This is a genomic window from Acinetobacter sp. TW_SC_4, assembly GCF_054861205.1.
Genome location: NZ_CM142174.1, coordinates 2089618 through 2104074, shown reverse-complemented (window position 1 = coordinate 2104074; position 14457 = coordinate 2089618). Strand labels below are relative to the sequence as shown.

At 39.4% G+C, this 14457-nt stretch carries 16 protein-coding genes; 10 read left to right on the top strand and 6 right to left on the bottom strand.

The annotated features are described in order from the left end of the window. Positions 1-8 precede the first annotated feature (8 nt). Together ACWM1W_RS10045 and ACWM1W_RS10040 are read left to right on the top strand one after the other, a co-directional pair. Complete coding sequence (locus ACWM1W_RS10045) at positions 9-566, top strand: hypothetical protein (RefSeq protein WP_461603205.1); 558 nt, start codon at positions 9-11, stop codon at positions 564-566. A gap of 248 nt (positions 567-814) precedes the next feature. After that, positions 815-1330, top strand: coding sequence for a glycoside hydrolase family 108 protein (locus tag ACWM1W_RS10040; RefSeq protein WP_461603315.1), 516 nt, complete (start codon positions 815-817; stop codon positions 1328-1330). 94 nt (positions 1331-1424) lie between these two features. On the opposite strand, the gene ACWM1W_RS10035 is transcribed toward ACWM1W_RS10040, so the two are convergent. After that, the gene (locus ACWM1W_RS10035; protein ID WP_461603204.1) at positions 1425-2411 is read right to left on the bottom strand and encodes a site-specific integrase; all 987 of its coding nucleotides are present in this window, start codon (positions 2409-2411) and stop codon (positions 1425-1427) included. 256 nt (positions 2412-2667) lie between these two features. Further along, a complete protein-coding gene (locus ACWM1W_RS10030) occupies positions 2668-2841 on the bottom strand; it encodes a hypothetical protein (protein ID WP_004784318.1) in 174 nt (57 codons plus the stop codon). A 207-nt stretch (positions 2842-3048) separates the two neighbouring features. On the opposite strand from ACWM1W_RS10030, the gene ACWM1W_RS10025 reads away from it, so the two are divergent. Together ACWM1W_RS10025 and ACWM1W_RS10020 are read left to right on the top strand one after the other, a co-directional pair. Beyond that, a complete protein-coding gene (locus ACWM1W_RS10025) occupies positions 3049-3702 on the top strand; it encodes a hypothetical protein (protein WP_005236538.1) in 654 nt (217 codons plus the stop codon). A 620-nt stretch (positions 3703-4322) separates the two neighbouring features. Continuing rightward, complete coding sequence (locus tag ACWM1W_RS10020; protein WP_034171238.1) at positions 4323-4547, top strand: hypothetical protein; 225 nt, start codon at positions 4323-4325, stop codon at positions 4545-4547. A 265-nt stretch (positions 4548-4812) separates the two neighbouring features. Here the strand turns inward: ACWM1W_RS10020 and ACWM1W_RS10015 are convergent, their stop codons facing one another. From ACWM1W_RS10015 to ACWM1W_RS10005, 3 genes are all read right to left on the bottom strand, one after another. Next, complete coding sequence (locus ACWM1W_RS10015) at positions 4813-5163, bottom strand: hypothetical protein (protein ID WP_175967799.1); 351 nt, start codon at positions 5161-5163, stop codon at positions 4813-4815. A 206-nt stretch (positions 5164-5369) separates the two neighbouring features. Continuing rightward, a complete protein-coding gene (locus tag ACWM1W_RS10010) occupies positions 5370-6020 on the bottom strand; it encodes a hypothetical protein (protein WP_228128849.1) in 651 nt (216 codons plus the stop codon). Between the two features lie 91 nt (positions 6021-6111). After that, the gene (locus tag ACWM1W_RS10005) at positions 6112-6810 is read right to left on the bottom strand and encodes a DUF3820 family protein (RefSeq protein ID WP_005236528.1); all 699 of its coding nucleotides are present in this window, start codon (positions 6808-6810) and stop codon (positions 6112-6114) included. Between the two features lie 349 nt (positions 6811-7159). On the opposite strand from ACWM1W_RS10005, the gene ACWM1W_RS10000 reads away from it, so the two are divergent. The 3 genes from ACWM1W_RS10000 (at position 7160) to rnk (ending at position 10593) form a co-directional block, all read left to right on the top strand. Continuing rightward, positions 7160-8389, top strand: coding sequence for an alpha/beta hydrolase (locus ACWM1W_RS10000; protein ID WP_375726249.1), 1230 nt, complete (start codon positions 7160-7162; stop codon positions 8387-8389). A 153-nt stretch (positions 8390-8542) separates the two neighbouring features. Beyond that, positions 8543-9796: a serine hydroxymethyltransferase gene (glyA, locus tag ACWM1W_RS09995; protein ID WP_004784306.1), complete on the top strand. Its 1254-nt coding sequence runs from the start codon at positions 8543-8545 to the stop codon at positions 9794-9796. A 392-nt stretch (positions 9797-10188) separates the two neighbouring features. After that, positions 10189-10593, top strand: coding sequence for a nucleoside diphosphate kinase regulator (gene rnk, locus ACWM1W_RS09990; RefSeq protein WP_034171243.1), 405 nt, complete (start codon positions 10189-10191; stop codon positions 10591-10593). Between the two features lie 62 nt (positions 10594-10655). Here the strand turns inward: rnk and ACWM1W_RS09985 are convergent, their stop codons facing one another. After that, positions 10656-11033 (bottom strand): TIGR00645 family protein, encoded by a 378-nt coding sequence (locus tag ACWM1W_RS09985; protein WP_228301755.1) that lies wholly within the window; start codon positions 11031-11033, stop codon positions 10656-10658. 511 nt (positions 11034-11544) lie between these two features. Between ACWM1W_RS09985 and ACWM1W_RS09980 the strand changes: the two genes are divergently transcribed. Genes ACWM1W_RS09980 through ACWM1W_RS09970 form a run of 3 tightly spaced genes read left to right on the top strand, consistent with a single transcriptional unit; the run spans position 11545 to position 14441 of the window. After that, positions 11545-12336: a tellurium resistance protein gene (locus tag ACWM1W_RS09980; protein WP_375726248.1), complete on the top strand. Its 792-nt coding sequence runs from the start codon at positions 11545-11547 to the stop codon at positions 12334-12336. A 16-nt stretch (positions 12337-12352) separates the two neighbouring features. Next, entirely contained in the window at positions 12353-13486 is a 1134-nt protein-coding gene (locus ACWM1W_RS09975; RefSeq protein ID WP_005236518.1) for a toxic anion resistance protein, read from the top strand. A 37-nt stretch (positions 13487-13523) separates the two neighbouring features. Further along, a complete protein-coding gene (locus ACWM1W_RS09970; RefSeq protein WP_375726247.1) occupies positions 13524-14441 on the top strand; it encodes a hypothetical protein in 918 nt (305 codons plus the stop codon). The last annotated feature ends 16 nt before the right edge of the window (positions 14442-14457 follow it).

Genomic DNA, 14457 nt, shown 5'->3' with positions numbered 1-14457 from the left:
GGGGCGCAATGTCAAATGACTACTCATCTGATCCACCACCAATAACACCAAGTCAACTTTACGCAATTTCAGACAACATCAATCAGTTGCGGCAAAGTATGGAAAAATTGGCTGATGTGCCTCAAAAGATCGACCGAATGAGCATGCAGTTTGATCAGCTTCAGGAAAAGCAAAAACACCTGGATAACAACCTGCAACAGGCAAAAGGGGATTTCGAGGCAGATCTAGACCGAACAAAATCAAGTATTCGAGCTGATATAAAGCAGCTGCGAATGGATGCTGAGGTAAGGCACAAAGAAGTCGATATGCAGATCCGGGTATTGAATGAAAGTAAAACCAAAATAGATAGTGTGACCAATCTGGTCCGCTGGGGTGGGATTGCAATCATAGGTGTCTTTGCTGCCGCCTGGAATAATCAGACTGCTAAAACGGATACGGTGAATACATTAGCTATGGCCAATAGCCAGAAGATCCAGGTCCTTGAAAAACAATCTGATCAGACCCTTCGTACTTTGGAAGAAATCCGCAACAAACTTTACGAACGAAATATGAGAGAGGAAAAATGAAATTAATTAATGAAAGTGTATGGAAGTTTGACTCAGTAAAATATGGCGCCTATATGGCGCTTTTTTTATCCTGTGTACATTTGGTTTTACAGGAAGTATATAACGCCAATGTATTGCCTGAACCGTATCAAAGTATCGCATCTATCGTTTTGGTATTTTTAGCGACATATGTAGGACGCAAGAAGGCTCAGCCAGAGCTTCACCCAGATCCAACTATTTTAGGTTTCGCAAACCTACCGATTGATTCAATTACTTTTGAGAAAGCGTTTCAAAGGTTGATCGGTCATGAAGGCGGATATACCAATGATAAACGCGACCCAGGCAATTGGACTGGTGGAAAGGTGGGGGTGGGTGAGTTAAAAGGTACAAAATACGGCATTGCTGCAAACACCTATCCAAATTTAGATATTAAAAATTTATCTCTTGCTCAAGCCAAAGAAATTTATAAAAAGGATTGGTGGGATAAGTTGGGTGGAAATGGCTTACATTCTGCTATCACATTCCAACTTTGGGATTTTGCAATTAATGCCGGTAAGAAACGAGCAATTCAAGAATTACAGCAAGCAGTTGGCGTAACTGCAGATGGCATCATCGGACCTAAAACCATGGAAGCTGTGAACGCTCAAGACCTAAACGATGTGATTCTAACTTTGACTGCTGAGCGACTAAGGTTTTATACATCTTTAAGCACATGGCCGACATGGGGCAAAGGATGGGTCAATCGTGTTGCGGATAACCTTAAATATGCAGCTCAAGACAATTAGTTTAATGCTGTGCCTCCTCTTATCAGGCTGCACAGCTCATTCAATCACGACGAATGTGAATGTTGGGATATGTGTGAAGGCTCTTTAAAGGGCCTTAATCCAACCTATTTGCAATCTCTGATGCGGTTGCATTGTAATAAATCATCAGGCTTCTTAAATCCTTATGCCCGATCATCCGCGCCAAATCCAATACTTCCAATTTCTGAGCAAGCCTTGTGCATGCCTCATGTCTTGAGTCGTGAAAATGTAAATCCTCAATTTCACACTTATCTCGCAACTTCCTCCAAAGTGTATCAAAGCTCGAATCTTTCACCGTAAAAACCTGATGACTACCAATGCCTTTCATTAGCTCAAGTAATTTAACTGCACGCTTTGATAAAGGTACATGCCGTTTGGTGCCATTCTTGGTTTCATTCAAAGTCACATATCTATTCTTTAAATAAACCCGATCCCAAGTCAGGCCGCGAATCTCTCCAGCACGCATCGCGGTTTCAATCGCCAATAAAAAAGCAATCATAATTTGCTGTGTAAAATTCTCAGGTGCCTGATCATCAAACTCAGCAGCCAGACAAAGCCTATAAATCTCATCCTCTGATATGCGTCTATCCCGATGTGCTGGCGGTGGTGGCATCTTCAGGTCACTCATTGGAGAATCATAGACCCACTTCCATTCCGTGCGCGCTACTGTAAACAAAGCTGACAGTATGTTGCCCTCACGTCGTACCGAGGCCGGCTTGACTGTTTTTAACCTGGTATCACGCCACACCACAAAATCATCAGTGGTAATTTTGGCAATGTGTTTTTTGCATAGTTTAGGAAAGTTTTTTTGAAATGCCTTGAATCGCTTAATTTCAGAATCACAGCCTTTGTGCTTTGGGCACACTTCCGCAATGTATCTATCAATTGCACAATTTAATGTATAATCAGGAAGCTTTCCGCGTGATAACTCTCTTAATTCAGTTTCACGTTTTGATGCCCATGCGCGAGCCTGAGTCTTAGTATCGAATGTCGCACTTTCCCGAGTACCATTCACACTAATCTCAACTCGCCAAGCATCACCCCTTTGTCTAAAGGTGGCCATATTTTTCTCTCTAAAATGTTGTGGCGTAATTTTGGCGTAATCAATTTAGAATGAATAATAAGGAATAATGAGGTAACATGAAACTAGCCACCTCAAAATGACCCGTTAAACTAATAATAATAAAGAAAAAATTAGATAAAATTAGAAAAGACGAGAAAACACAAAATTAATGAAAGTGCCCGCTGAGCGCACCATCATTTTATTAGTTCACTTACCTCATTAGACTAAAAAAACAATTCCAGATTTATAAAATAAATTATGGATTCTCTTCCTCTTCATCCTGATGTTTTTGACGTATTTGATCTCTTTTCACCTGAGGGTCTTGATCTACGCCTAACTGACCGCGTTGAATCTCTCGATCTTGTTTCTCTTGTGGGTCTAACTCTTCTTCTGGAAACTCTTCATTCAGTTCTTCATCTGGTTTAGCCATCGGGAATTACCTCTTGGGAATATAAGTAGTAATGTCTGTAGAAGATGCTCTTAGACCTCTTATTCTATAAAAATGGGTGAATTACATTGTTGTATTTATAGTTTGTTTAATCTCATAAATTGTTGTTTCTATAAATAGATGTGCTGAGTAGTTTTTTTATCAAAAAAAATTAGTATCTTATGCTCACAATAAAAATGAGATATAGATATGAAAAAATTATTATTCATTGGGTTAATGATTGGGGCTTCTTCAGTTGCTGAAGCGAATACACCTTTAGCTATTCAATATGGTAATCCTGCTCCAAAAGATAAAGCCGTTATTACGACTACACCTTATTATGCTCAAGAAAACCTAATAAGTCAGTACTCTTTAGCTTTTGGTTACGCCGGTTCAAAAATAGGGTCAGACAGCTTTTTGGGTACTGAATCATTCGATGGGCTGTTTATTAATGGTGAATATCAATCCCATCCGACGACCAGCTTATGGGCCGAATACAAATTTCAAAGCTCAGATATTGATTACAATCAAGTTACAATTGGGGTAAAAAATAAATTTCTGGAAAATGATCAGTTTTATTCAGCAATTTCTATAGGTCTGGGAATGAGCTGGGTAGATGAAAGTGAAACGGATGCAGATCTTGGTCGAGTCGATCTGGAATTGGATTATTTTACAATTCCTGTTGCCTTGGAAGTCGGTTATAAAATTGCTCCTGAAGCAGATTTATTTGGATCTTTTGGTTATCAATGGATGTTTAACCGTGATGCCAAGATTTGTATGAATGGCGCATGTGTCTCTGGCAAGAGTGATGATCTGGACTTGAATGGGGTTACTTATCAATTTGGTTTTCGCTATTACTTTTAGTGGCTAATCAATGGCCTTAATAGCGAACTCTTTTACTTAAGATTTAAAATTGTATCTAGCTAAAATTATTCATTTTTCACATAAATAAAGAATATTTTTATTAAAATTTAAATAGGTAGGATATAGAGATTGAAAAGAATAGAGTTGTTTGTAGTGCTCTATTGATCCAGCCAAAATATTCTAATCTGCTTTTGAAAAAGCACAATTTAAATATTGTATAAGTCTTCTTTTAGAAGTGTAAAAGTGTATTGTAGGTAAAAAAAATCCTGCTATATTGAACTCATGGTAGGTCATAAAACGAAACGACGCTACCAATAAGTTGGACGGATCAATGACAGTTAGTTGAGCTCGAACTTAGGTTCAGGCAATAAATCTAGCACTAGCCATCCAACACAGAGCCCGCAGCGATGCGGGCTTTTTAATGCAAAATTTTAAGCGAGAGTTATTAATAATTTCGATTCTTTTATTTGTATAGCACATTCTTCATTAGCGACTATATATAGTCGATAAAAGGTGCTCGCTAAAAAATCTTACATATTCGTTTGAAAGCCTTTCAAATAACTATGTTATAAGAATTCAGACAAGCAAATTTAATAATGCCAATAAAGGGAGGTATGACGATGACAGAAGGTTTAATTGAAGTGCAAGTCAAAAACCAGTATGGCAAAACCCTGAATGTAAAAGCATTACTACGTGCCGGTGCTCAGCATAGTGATCCGTCCCAGCGTTTGGAACAGCAAGTCGAATATATTGTGGTGGATGATGAAATTATCAGACCAACAATTGAACTGTTATTTGCCAGTGAGCAGACCGACTGCATCTATCGTGTTTTGGATGCTAAATAAGGATCCGGGATTCATTAAGCTGCTTTATGACGTTTAAAGAAAGATATAGCTCATCCAATGATGAGCTTGATTTTGATATCTTAGTTCACTTCTTTATCAAATTGTTTGATGCAGAATACAAACTGATAAATTTAATTCAAAGAGATTGGATAAATTCCTATCATTGCTCAGTTTTATCATTTTTTTATATTAAATAATATCAAACTATCTATATAGATGATCTAAATTAATTTCTTCGAAAATACGCTCTAAGAAAAGCATTATTTCAGAAAACTTTTAATGTGACATTTACATCATAACGACCAAATTCTTCCAGAATCTGCTGAAGCGTCTGTTGTCCCAATGCATCTGCAGCTGCAATTTGTACTTCCTGATTGGTCTTGCTGTCAAAGCATTCAATCGTCTGAATCAGCCATTGATGTTCATAGGCAGTTTTCTCAATCAGTATGCGACGTGGTTGCAGCGCATCACTGATCTGGCGAGGCAAGACATACGTGATCGCCAACTGAATATGTTCTAGTTCATCGGCAGCACTGACAAAAGTAATGACCCAGTTTCCCACCTTGCTCAGTTGCATGGGATTATCAAAGGCATCGAATTCAAGATAGTGTTGCATAAACGTGGGAAGAATAAAAAGTAATACATTCTATATGGCTTTAAATCCTTAATATAGCTATGCATCTATAGTCGAAAGTAAATGAATAAAACTACTTTTGTATGAATTAAAATTATATTTTTCAATTAAATAGAAAAATTTTTTCGCCGGATTTATTCATCTTTAAACTTAAGATAGACTTAAAAAGGCTGAATCTATGAAGAGTTTTAAGCCTGAGCACGCAACATGGATAAAGCATGGCTAATTTGCTTGAACAGTTGGTTTAACTCTTGTGAAGGCATGCGGCTTTCCTGGAGAAGTGTCAACCATTGCACCTGACAGACTTTTAAGGCATTGATATCTGGTGCCTGAGCAATATTTTGAATGTGTTGATTGGCCAATAAGCCACAGTATTTTTTTAAACTGTCTAGCATCAAGCTGCGTACCTGTTCTTGGTTGAGTGCTATATAGGTAATGTCAGCAGGTACGTCAGGCACGTGGGTCGTGGCAACTAATGTCGTGGTAATCAGCGCTTCAAGATTGGCAGATGGGGCAGGACTGGTGATTGAAGTCTGAATATTTGATTTAGGAAAGTGTGGAAATGAGGCTTTTACTGAGTTATTAGCAGGCGCTGAAGTTTGTGCTGACTCTGTACCGACTGCTGCATTTGAAGTCTCTAACTCTTGTACTTCAATCAGTCCTATATCACACAATTGTTGCAGCAAATCATGTGGTGCAATACGCGCTTTAAACTGAGGTGTGAGTAAATCAAAATCTTCAGTGCCAATTAAAACCAAAAGACGTCTTTGACGTGCATTAAGCTCGACATTACGATGTTGAAGAACATGTAGACCCTTTGCAGTTTTTGAATAGCGCATCATACCTGAATGCCTTAATATACAGAATTCAGGTAGATGCTAATATTAGAAAATTACACTAATATGAAGATGCTGTTAAATTTACTTAAAATTAAAGAGTTGTAATTGCAGTATTTTCTAAAGCCTTACGCAAATAAGGATCGAGATCCTCCTGACGAAGCAGCCATTGCACATAGTCAGCAGGCAGTTCAGCAATCGCAGTGCCACGATGCTTACCAAAATTGATGGTACGTGGAATACGCGCATCTTCAGAAGCTTCATATAGTTCTTCAATACTGCTGATTTTCAGGTAATGCACAATATGCATCAGGATATTCGCAGTCAGAATAATATCCATATCAGCACGATGCGCTTTACGGATCATTTCACGGGCACGGTCGCTGCCACGAGTGATCATATAAATCAGGGCAGAGATATTGTGGGCCTCAGCATCTGGCCATACGCGACGAGCCAAAGCGAGCGTACAAATCGCTTTAATATTAGATGAATTTACACCGCATTTTTCTAAGGCACGAATATCATAATCAATATTGTGACCAATGATATAAGTGGTTTCCTGTGGAAGTTTAAAGCTGCTGTAATGTGGTTGTCCTTCCAGATCTGATTCCAGAATATGATGCACGGCCATGGCTGCAAAAGAAATCGGTTCATCACAGCTATAGAGCTGATCAAACAGTCGGCTTTTATCCAGGCTGATTTTATGGTCCAGAATGTCCACAGGCGCATACGCAATTTCAATCGGCTGACCGTTTAGTGTATGGGTTTCAGTGTCGAGAATGATAGCCTGCATGACAGAAATATGCCTGAAAAAAGTGGATATCAAAATCTAACATTATTATTTCAATCCTGACAGTTGAAATGCCGGATTTTAACTTTAATTGCAGACTTTTTGACTGATATAGAACATTTGTAATCTACACTTATAAATAAAAGTTTTCAAAGTTTCTGTAAATATTTCCATAACTTAAATTTATCATGTCGGAATGGTCATAAATTAAATTGCTATTTATTAGAAAAATAACAAAATAATCTCTTGTAATTAATGAAATAACTTGGGAAATTATTCTCTAGTTTTATCAACGGATAAAGATAAAACTTTAAAATCATGAGAGATAATAATTAAGACAAGGATAAGATCGATGAAACGTCATGTATTGAGTGGTTCTCTACTCGCACTAAGCATAGCTTTAACTGCATGTAATGATAGCGATGATAATCGTTATTATGAATCCAAACCCGCTATTCCCGTGAATAATATCGACAATCCGGTTGTAGCAACGCCTGTGGCTTATACCGAAACGGACCTGACAGCTGTTGCCGATGAAAGCGTGATTATGACTTATAAGATGTTAGGTATCAATAATAACGAAACCCAGGCAACTGCACTGGTTTTCACTCCAAAAGGAACACCTCCTGCGAAAGGTTGGCCGATAGTGGCCTGGGCACATGGTACGACGGGTGTGGCCGATCAGTGTGCACCAAGTCGCAATGAAATAAATCCTTATATCAAAAATATGATTGCCGGATTCCTTCAAGCGGGATATGTGGTCGTTGCACCTGATTATGAAGGCTTAGGAGAGCCGAGTGGCACAGAACTTCATCCTTTCCTTAATCTTAAGAGTGAAGCTTATTCAATTACCGATGCTGTAGTCGCAGCAAAAGACTATTTAGGTTCGGATGCCTCGAATCAATGGATGGCTGTGGGACATTCTCAAGGTGGTCAAGCGGCTTTAGGTGCTGCTCAATATGCAGCACGTGCTTCTCAAATGACTTATAAAGGTACGGTAGCTTTAGCTCCTGCTTCTAATTTCAGTCTAATTCTGGCAGGTGGAGAGGCTCAAGCTGGACAAGAACCAGATCTGAATAAAAAGATTCAAACTCTAGCATCTTTAGATACTTTTACCGCGCTGATCGCCGCGGGATTGCGTAATCCGAATCCAAATCTGCAATATAGTCAGGTCTTTAAAACACCAACAGATGAGATTGCCAAGAATGCTGAAACAGACTGTTATGATGTATTGGGCAAAAAATTCGGTACGGCAATGGGAGCTTATGCTCAAACCAATGGAAATCTAGAAGGATATCCGCGTACTCAAGCTAATTTTATGAGTATTCCAGTAGTGAAGAATTTCCTGGATAAAGACTCTCAGCCTTTACAGGTTAAAGTGTCTACACCTGTGATTATTTATCAGGGAGATGCGGATAGTACTGTTCCAAAGGCTGCAACTGATGTTTTGGTTAGCTTGGCGAATCAGAAACAAACCTCGGTACAATATATTACGGACGGTTCATGGGACCATGGCAGCGTCTATGCACTGAATATTGCTAATATTATTTCAGATGTAAAATCTCTAATGCCAATTCAATAACTTATTTTTATCTCTATAGCTCATGTTTTTTAAGCATGAGCTATTTTTATTGCAAACTGAATAAAGTTCATGGTCGAAATTGGCAAAGTTCATGTTACAATACGCGCCAATCTTAGCACGGCTTAAAAGCCCTAATTTAATAGGACCTCGCTAATGTTTGCCAATATCTCTATTGCTGAATTTGATCCAGAAATCGCTCAAGCAATCTCTAACGAAGATGCTCGCCAAGAAGCGCACATCGAGTTGATCGCTTCTGAAAACTATTGCTCACCAGCAGTAATGGAAGCTCAAGGATCAAAACTCACTAACAAATATGCAGAAGGCTACCCAGGCAAACGCTACTATGGCGGTTGTGAATATGTAGATGTCATTGAACAATTGGCAATTGACCGTGCTAAAGAATTATTTGGTGCTGATTATGCTAACGTTCAGCCACATGCTGGTTCTCAAGCAAACTCTGCAGTTTACCTAGCGCTGCTTAACCCAGGCGACACAGTATTGGGTATGAGTCTGGCTCACGGTGGTCACTTGACTCACGGTGCGAAAGTAAGCTTCTCAGGTAAAACTTATAATGCAATTCAATACGGTCTGAATCCAGAAACTGGTGAGATCGATTATGAAGAAGTTGAACGTTTAGCTGTAGAACACAAACCACGTATGATCGTAGCTGGTTTCTCTGCATACAGCCAAATCGTAGATTGGCAACGTTTCCGTGACATCGCGGACAAAGTTGGCGCTTACCTGTTTGTAGATATGGCTCACGTCGCTGGTCTGGTTGCTGCTGGTGTTTACCCAAGTCCAGTTCAAATTGCTGACGTAACAACAACGACTACTCACAAAACTCTTCGTGGCCCTCGTTCAGGTCTGATCCTGGCGAAAGCAAACGAAGAAATCGAGAAAAAACTTCAATCAGCTGTATTCCCGGGTAACCAAGGTGGTCCTCTGGTTCACGCGGTTGCCGCTAAAGCAATCTGCTTTAAAGAAGCAATGGCACCTGAATACAAAGCATACCAACAACAAGTGGTTAAGAATGCTCAAGCTATGGCTGAAGTTCTAATCGAACGCGGTTACGACGTTGTATCTGGCGGCACTAAAAACCACCTGTTCTTGTTGTCTCTGATCAAACAAGATATCACTGGTAAAGATGCTGACGCTTGGTTAGGTGCTGCTCACATCACTGTGAACAAAAACTCTGTACCAAATGATCCACGTTCTCCATTCGTGACTTCAGGTATCCGTATCGGTACACCTGCTGTAACGACTCGTGGTTTCGGTGAATCAGAAGTTCGTGAACTTGCTGGTTGGATCGCTGACATCCTTGATGCTAAAGGCGATGAAGCCGTAATCGCTGCGGTTAAAGAAAAAGTTGCTGCTGTTTGCGCTAAATTCCCTGTTTACGCAAAATAAGCCTAACTTGAGAAAAGCCCCCTCAAGGGGGCTTTTTTATTGGGTGATATTTTTTCTGACTCATCTTCTGCTGCTCACTTTTATGATCAGTTAAAAGAGACGATAAGATCAAAGCTTAATCAATCCTATATATAAAATATTCATCCTTTTATAAAACAAAGTTGAGAAATACAGATCCTATAAATCTGATTTCGAAAAGAGTATTGAGTTTTTCTAAAACTGGTTACATTCTTTGAAAAACAGCTTTATAAGTTGAGTTAAGACACAATTTTTTTAGCAGCTAAAAAAGATTTTTTATATTTGAACTTAATTTAATCTGATTAACTACTTAGAACCTAGATTCATTCGCTTTTTAAAGATTATTCAATCATTCATTAAACAAGGTAGTAAGAATGGCTAAACCAAAAATTATTTTATCTGAACAGGATGTGGAACGTCTCGAAACCATGCTTGAAAATCAGGACAAGCTCAGTGAGACCATGCTTCAACTGGAAGATGAACTGGCTCGTGCTGAAGTGGTCAAACCAGAGGACATGCCAAGCAATGTGGTGACTATGCATGCACGTGCATTACTGACGATTGCACCATCAACGGAGCCTGTAGAAATCACCTTGGTCTACCCGCATGAGTTTAAAGGTGAAAAGGGGCAGGTGAATGTCGTAGCACCGATTGGAACTGCAATCTTGGGCTTGGCAGAAGGACAGACCATTGAATGGCCGCAACCTGATGGTCAATTGATGAAAGTCACGATTGAAAAAGTGCTGTATCAGCCGGAACGAGAAGGTGACTATCTATAATTTTTTAGTTAATTCGCCGATATAAAAAGCCCCTATAATCGGGGCTTTTTAATGTCTATGTTTTAATGCTTGGTGAGTTTATCCAGATAACCCATAATAAATGCAGAAATCACAAAAGTCAGATGCATGATGATGTACCACATGATTTTGTCATTCTCGACGTTGCGGGCATCCATAAAAATACGCAGTAAGTGAATCGAAGAAATAGCTACGATGGAAGCCGCAACTTTAAGTTTAAGAGAATTGGCATCCATAGTGCCGAGCCAGTTCAGGCGGGTTTTATTTTCATCGATTTTGAGTTGTGAAACGAAATTTTCATAACCTGAAAACATCACCATCACAATAAGTCCACCAACCATGGTCATATCAACCAGGGATAGAATCACCAGGATCAGGTCAGCTTCAGTATATTCAAAGATATGCGGCAGAACATGAATCACTTCCTAAAAGAATTTTAAGGCCAGTAATAATAAAGCGAATGATAAACCAAAATAGACAGGAGCTAAGATCCAGCGTGCGGCATACATCGTATTATGAAAAAAACGTTCCATTTTATTCTCAGGTTACCTACTTTATTGTTGATCTTGATCATAAATAATTCATGCTTAAAATTCGAGAATTATTTATGTTTTATAATGCCTTATAAGTATTCTTAAGTTTAAAAAAGCTTAATTAAGACCATAAATTAACTTGGCATTTATTGTGCTTATCCTTATTTAGTTGGTTATTAGCCTATTTGAGGCCGATGAAAAAGGTTCTAGAGAGAAACAGCAGGTTATAGTCAAAATAATTTGTACAAAAAATGGCTGTATGCCAAACTTAATTCCAACAATATCTTCAACTTATATAAAGAAAATTCTATGGCCTGAAGCATTCCTTTGCAAAATGCTACATGTTATGTTGAATGAAAAGACGTACTATAAAAATCGAATTCACTGAGTTTAAAGGGCCATGTCACAGATAGATGTTTTGATTCCAATCCAAGACATTGCAGTAGAGCAGAGCGAGATTCTAAGTATCAAGCGCAATGAACTTGTGCCTTTACTCAACGATCAATACAAGCTGAATCATTATGCTGAACCACTTATTCAGGCACAGTCCGTACTATTAAATGGGGTAGATCCGCATCTGACCCAACAACTGAGCCATACTATTGAACAGCTGATTCACATGTTGGCTCAATCAAAAAAATATCTCAAGAAGCGTAAATTTAATGCCTTACAGAAATGGCTGGGTATTGATCTGGACTATGGCTCAAGTCAGGTTGAATACTATAAAAAACTGGACTATTTATTGGATCAGGCAGATCACCTTAGCCGTAAGTTGCAAATTGAAATCCAGAAATCCCAATCACGATTTCAGCAACTGATCGGTTTACGTGAGCAAATGGCCAAGCATATTGTGGCAGCAGAAGAATTTTTATCTGAATATCCGCAGTTTGTCAGGAATCAGCATCCACTGGATAATTTTTCTGAGCGGCTTTCGAAAAAGGTGCATACCTTAAGAACCTTGCAAAGCAGTAATGACATCGCCATTACCCAGATGCAATTGTCCCAGCAACTGTCTTATAGCCTGCTGGATCGATTTAAAGAAGCACAACAGGTGCTGATCCCGGCCTGGCAATATCATGTCAAACAAAGCCAGACGAAACACTCGACAAGTGATCTGGAAAAACTCGATAATAGCCGGGACAATCTGATTAAAACGTTAAAAAAGTCACTCGAGAAACCCTCGAATACATAACAATATAAGGTGAAACATGACCAAATCTGATGTAGTAAATTTACCTGTCGAAAGCTCAACTGAACTAACTGAACAGAAGTTCCAGCAAATGGATCTGAAAGAGCTGGGCTTGCAGCCTGCCGATTTTCAGGAGGTTTTGGCAGCACGTAAAGAACTGCAGAATATGAGTCATAATAGTGTGGCCGAATATGGCAAAAATATAGCCACTAAAACTTCAAGCTATACCGATGAATTGCTGAATCTGGTACAGAACAAAGATCTGGATGCAACCGGTCAAAAGCTGAATCAGGTAGTGCAGGTGGCACAGCAACTGAATACCAGCAGTATCTTGAACAAGAAAAAAAGTTCGGGATTTCTGGGCAATATCATCAGCAAATTTAAGGGTGTGAAAGATAATTTTGACTCCCATTTCAATACCACCAAAGAACAGATTGATGTGCTGGTCAAGGAAATTGAAACTTCACAATCCGGATTAAAAGCACGCGTTGATACGTTAGATAAAATGTTCGATGGGGTGCAGGAAGAATATAAGCAGCTGGGTATTCATATTGCAGCTGGACGTTTACGTGAACAGGAATTGCAGCAGGAAATTGCTGCGCTCACAGCCTTGCCACAAGATCAGAGCACCACGCAAAAAATCTATGACCTAAATCATCTGGCCAATAATCTGGAAAAACGCATCAGTGATTTGCAAGTATTGCAGCAATCTGCGATGCAGACTTTGCCAATGATCCGGATTATCCAGTCCAATAACCTGATGCTGGTGGATAAATTCTATGCCATTAAAAATATCACATTGCCAGCATGGAAAAACCAGATCAGTCTGGCCATTTCCCTGAATGAACAGAAGAACAGTGTACAGCTGGCCAATACCATTGATGATGCAACCAATGAGCTTTTACGCCGTAATGCAGATTTATTGCATCAGAACTCGGTCGATACGGCAAAAGCCAACCAGCGTTCTGTTATTGATATTGAAACGCTTGAACATGTGCAAAATACCCTCATTAAAACTGTTAATGATGTGATTCAGATCCAGAAAGAAGGTGTACAGAAACGCACTGAAGCGACGGTACGTTTAAGAGCCTTGCAAGATAATCTGAATCATTTGGTGATTGAATCAAGTACCAGTGGATCTAAACCCAACTAAATCCAGTAGGGCCAAGATCTAAAAAAAGGAGTAGAGATTGCCGCCCTTACATGAATATGCTGTAAATCCTCAGGAAATCAAGCAAGGGGTCGTCGCACTCAAAAAGCGTCAACGTAATTTGATGCTTTTGGGACTGACTACCTCTACGGTCTGTATCGCATCCGTGATAGGCCTATTCTTTCAGCAGGAACTGGTTTATGGCTTTTTTGGCCTGAGTACTCAGCTTCAACAGCTGCATTTACCAGTTAGCGTCGATGCTAATCTGGCCAGTATTGGGGATAGTCCGGATTATTTCTTTGCTCTATTAAGCTGGTTTGGCTGGCTGATTCTGAAAATCTTTGCTTCTTTTATTGGTGCATTTTTTCTGGTTGGATTGCTGAAGAAGTTTCGTTTCTTTTATGTGCGCTTTCAGTCTTTCATATTGAAGTTTGTAGGCTGGCTGATTTCCTTTATTGTGATCTGGTCAGGACTGACTTATTGGCAATATGACCTGAGAAATGACCGTGAAGATGCTTATCAGCAGGTGGTCTATTACGATAGTAATATCAATGATAGCGAAGTGGCACGTTATCTGGTTGATTCCGATATTGCTTCACCGGTGAAATCTTATTTACTTGCCCAAACCGCACTCTTGCATAAGCCTGTTGATTTGTCTGCAGCCCGACCTTATGTCGCACAAGTGATCGAGGCAGAGCGGCAGGATAACAAGTTTGAACAATACGGATTTAAACCGGAACAGATCTGGACCATGCAGCAACAGGTCTATGGTAAAAGCCTGACGCCTGTGGCACAAAGTGTAGATCGTCAAGCCCAGCAAGCCGAACAAGTCAGCAAGATTACCAATGTCATCATTATTGGCATTGTCATCTTATTTGCCTTGCTTAGCTTAATCATATTTGTATTAGCCAATTCAATTAAGGGGCGTTCGCTACGTATTGAACAGCGAATCTTCTAAACTTAAAAATGCTCCT

Coding starts and splice junctions, on each gene's coding strand:
- ACWM1W_RS10045 (WP_461603205.1), top strand. CDS start 9: ATGTCAAATGACTACTCATCTGATCCACCACCAATAACACCAAGTCAA.
- ACWM1W_RS10035 (WP_461603204.1), bottom strand. CDS start 2,411: ATGGCCACCTTTAGACAAAGGGGTGATGCTTGGCGAGTTGAGATTAGT.
- ACWM1W_RS10030 (WP_004784318.1), bottom strand. CDS start 2,841: ATGGCTAAACCAGATGAAGAACTGAATGAAGAGTTTCCAGAAGAAGAG.
- ACWM1W_RS10025 (WP_005236538.1), top strand. CDS start 3,049: ATGAAAAAATTATTATTCATTGGGTTAATGATTGGGGCTTCTTCAGTT.
- ACWM1W_RS10020 (WP_034171238.1), top strand. CDS start 4,323: ATGACAGAAGGTTTAATTGAAGTGCAAGTCAAAAACCAGTATGGCAAA.
- ACWM1W_RS10015 (WP_175967799.1), bottom strand. CDS start 5,163: ATGCAACACTATCTTGAATTCGATGCCTTTGATAATCCCATGCAACTG.
- ACWM1W_RS10010 (WP_228128849.1), bottom strand. CDS start 6,020: ATGCGCTATTCAAAAACTGCAAAGGGTCTACATGTTCTTCAACATCGT.
- ACWM1W_RS10005 (WP_005236528.1), bottom strand. CDS start 6,810: ATGCAGGCTATCATTCTCGACACTGAAACCCATACACTAAACGGTCAG.
- ACWM1W_RS10000 (WP_375726249.1), top strand. CDS start 7,160: ATGAAACGTCATGTATTGAGTGGTTCTCTACTCGCACTAAGCATAGCT.
- glyA (WP_004784306.1), top strand. CDS start 8,543: ATGTTTGCCAATATCTCTATTGCTGAATTTGATCCAGAAATCGCTCAA.
- rnk (WP_034171243.1), top strand. CDS start 10,189: ATGGCTAAACCAAAAATTATTTTATCTGAACAGGATGTGGAACGTCTC.
- ACWM1W_RS09980 (WP_375726248.1), top strand. CDS start 11,545: ATGTCACAGATAGATGTTTTGATTCCAATCCAAGACATTGCAGTAGAG.
- ACWM1W_RS09975 (WP_005236518.1), top strand. CDS start 12,353: ATGACCAAATCTGATGTAGTAAATTTACCTGTCGAAAGCTCAACTGAA.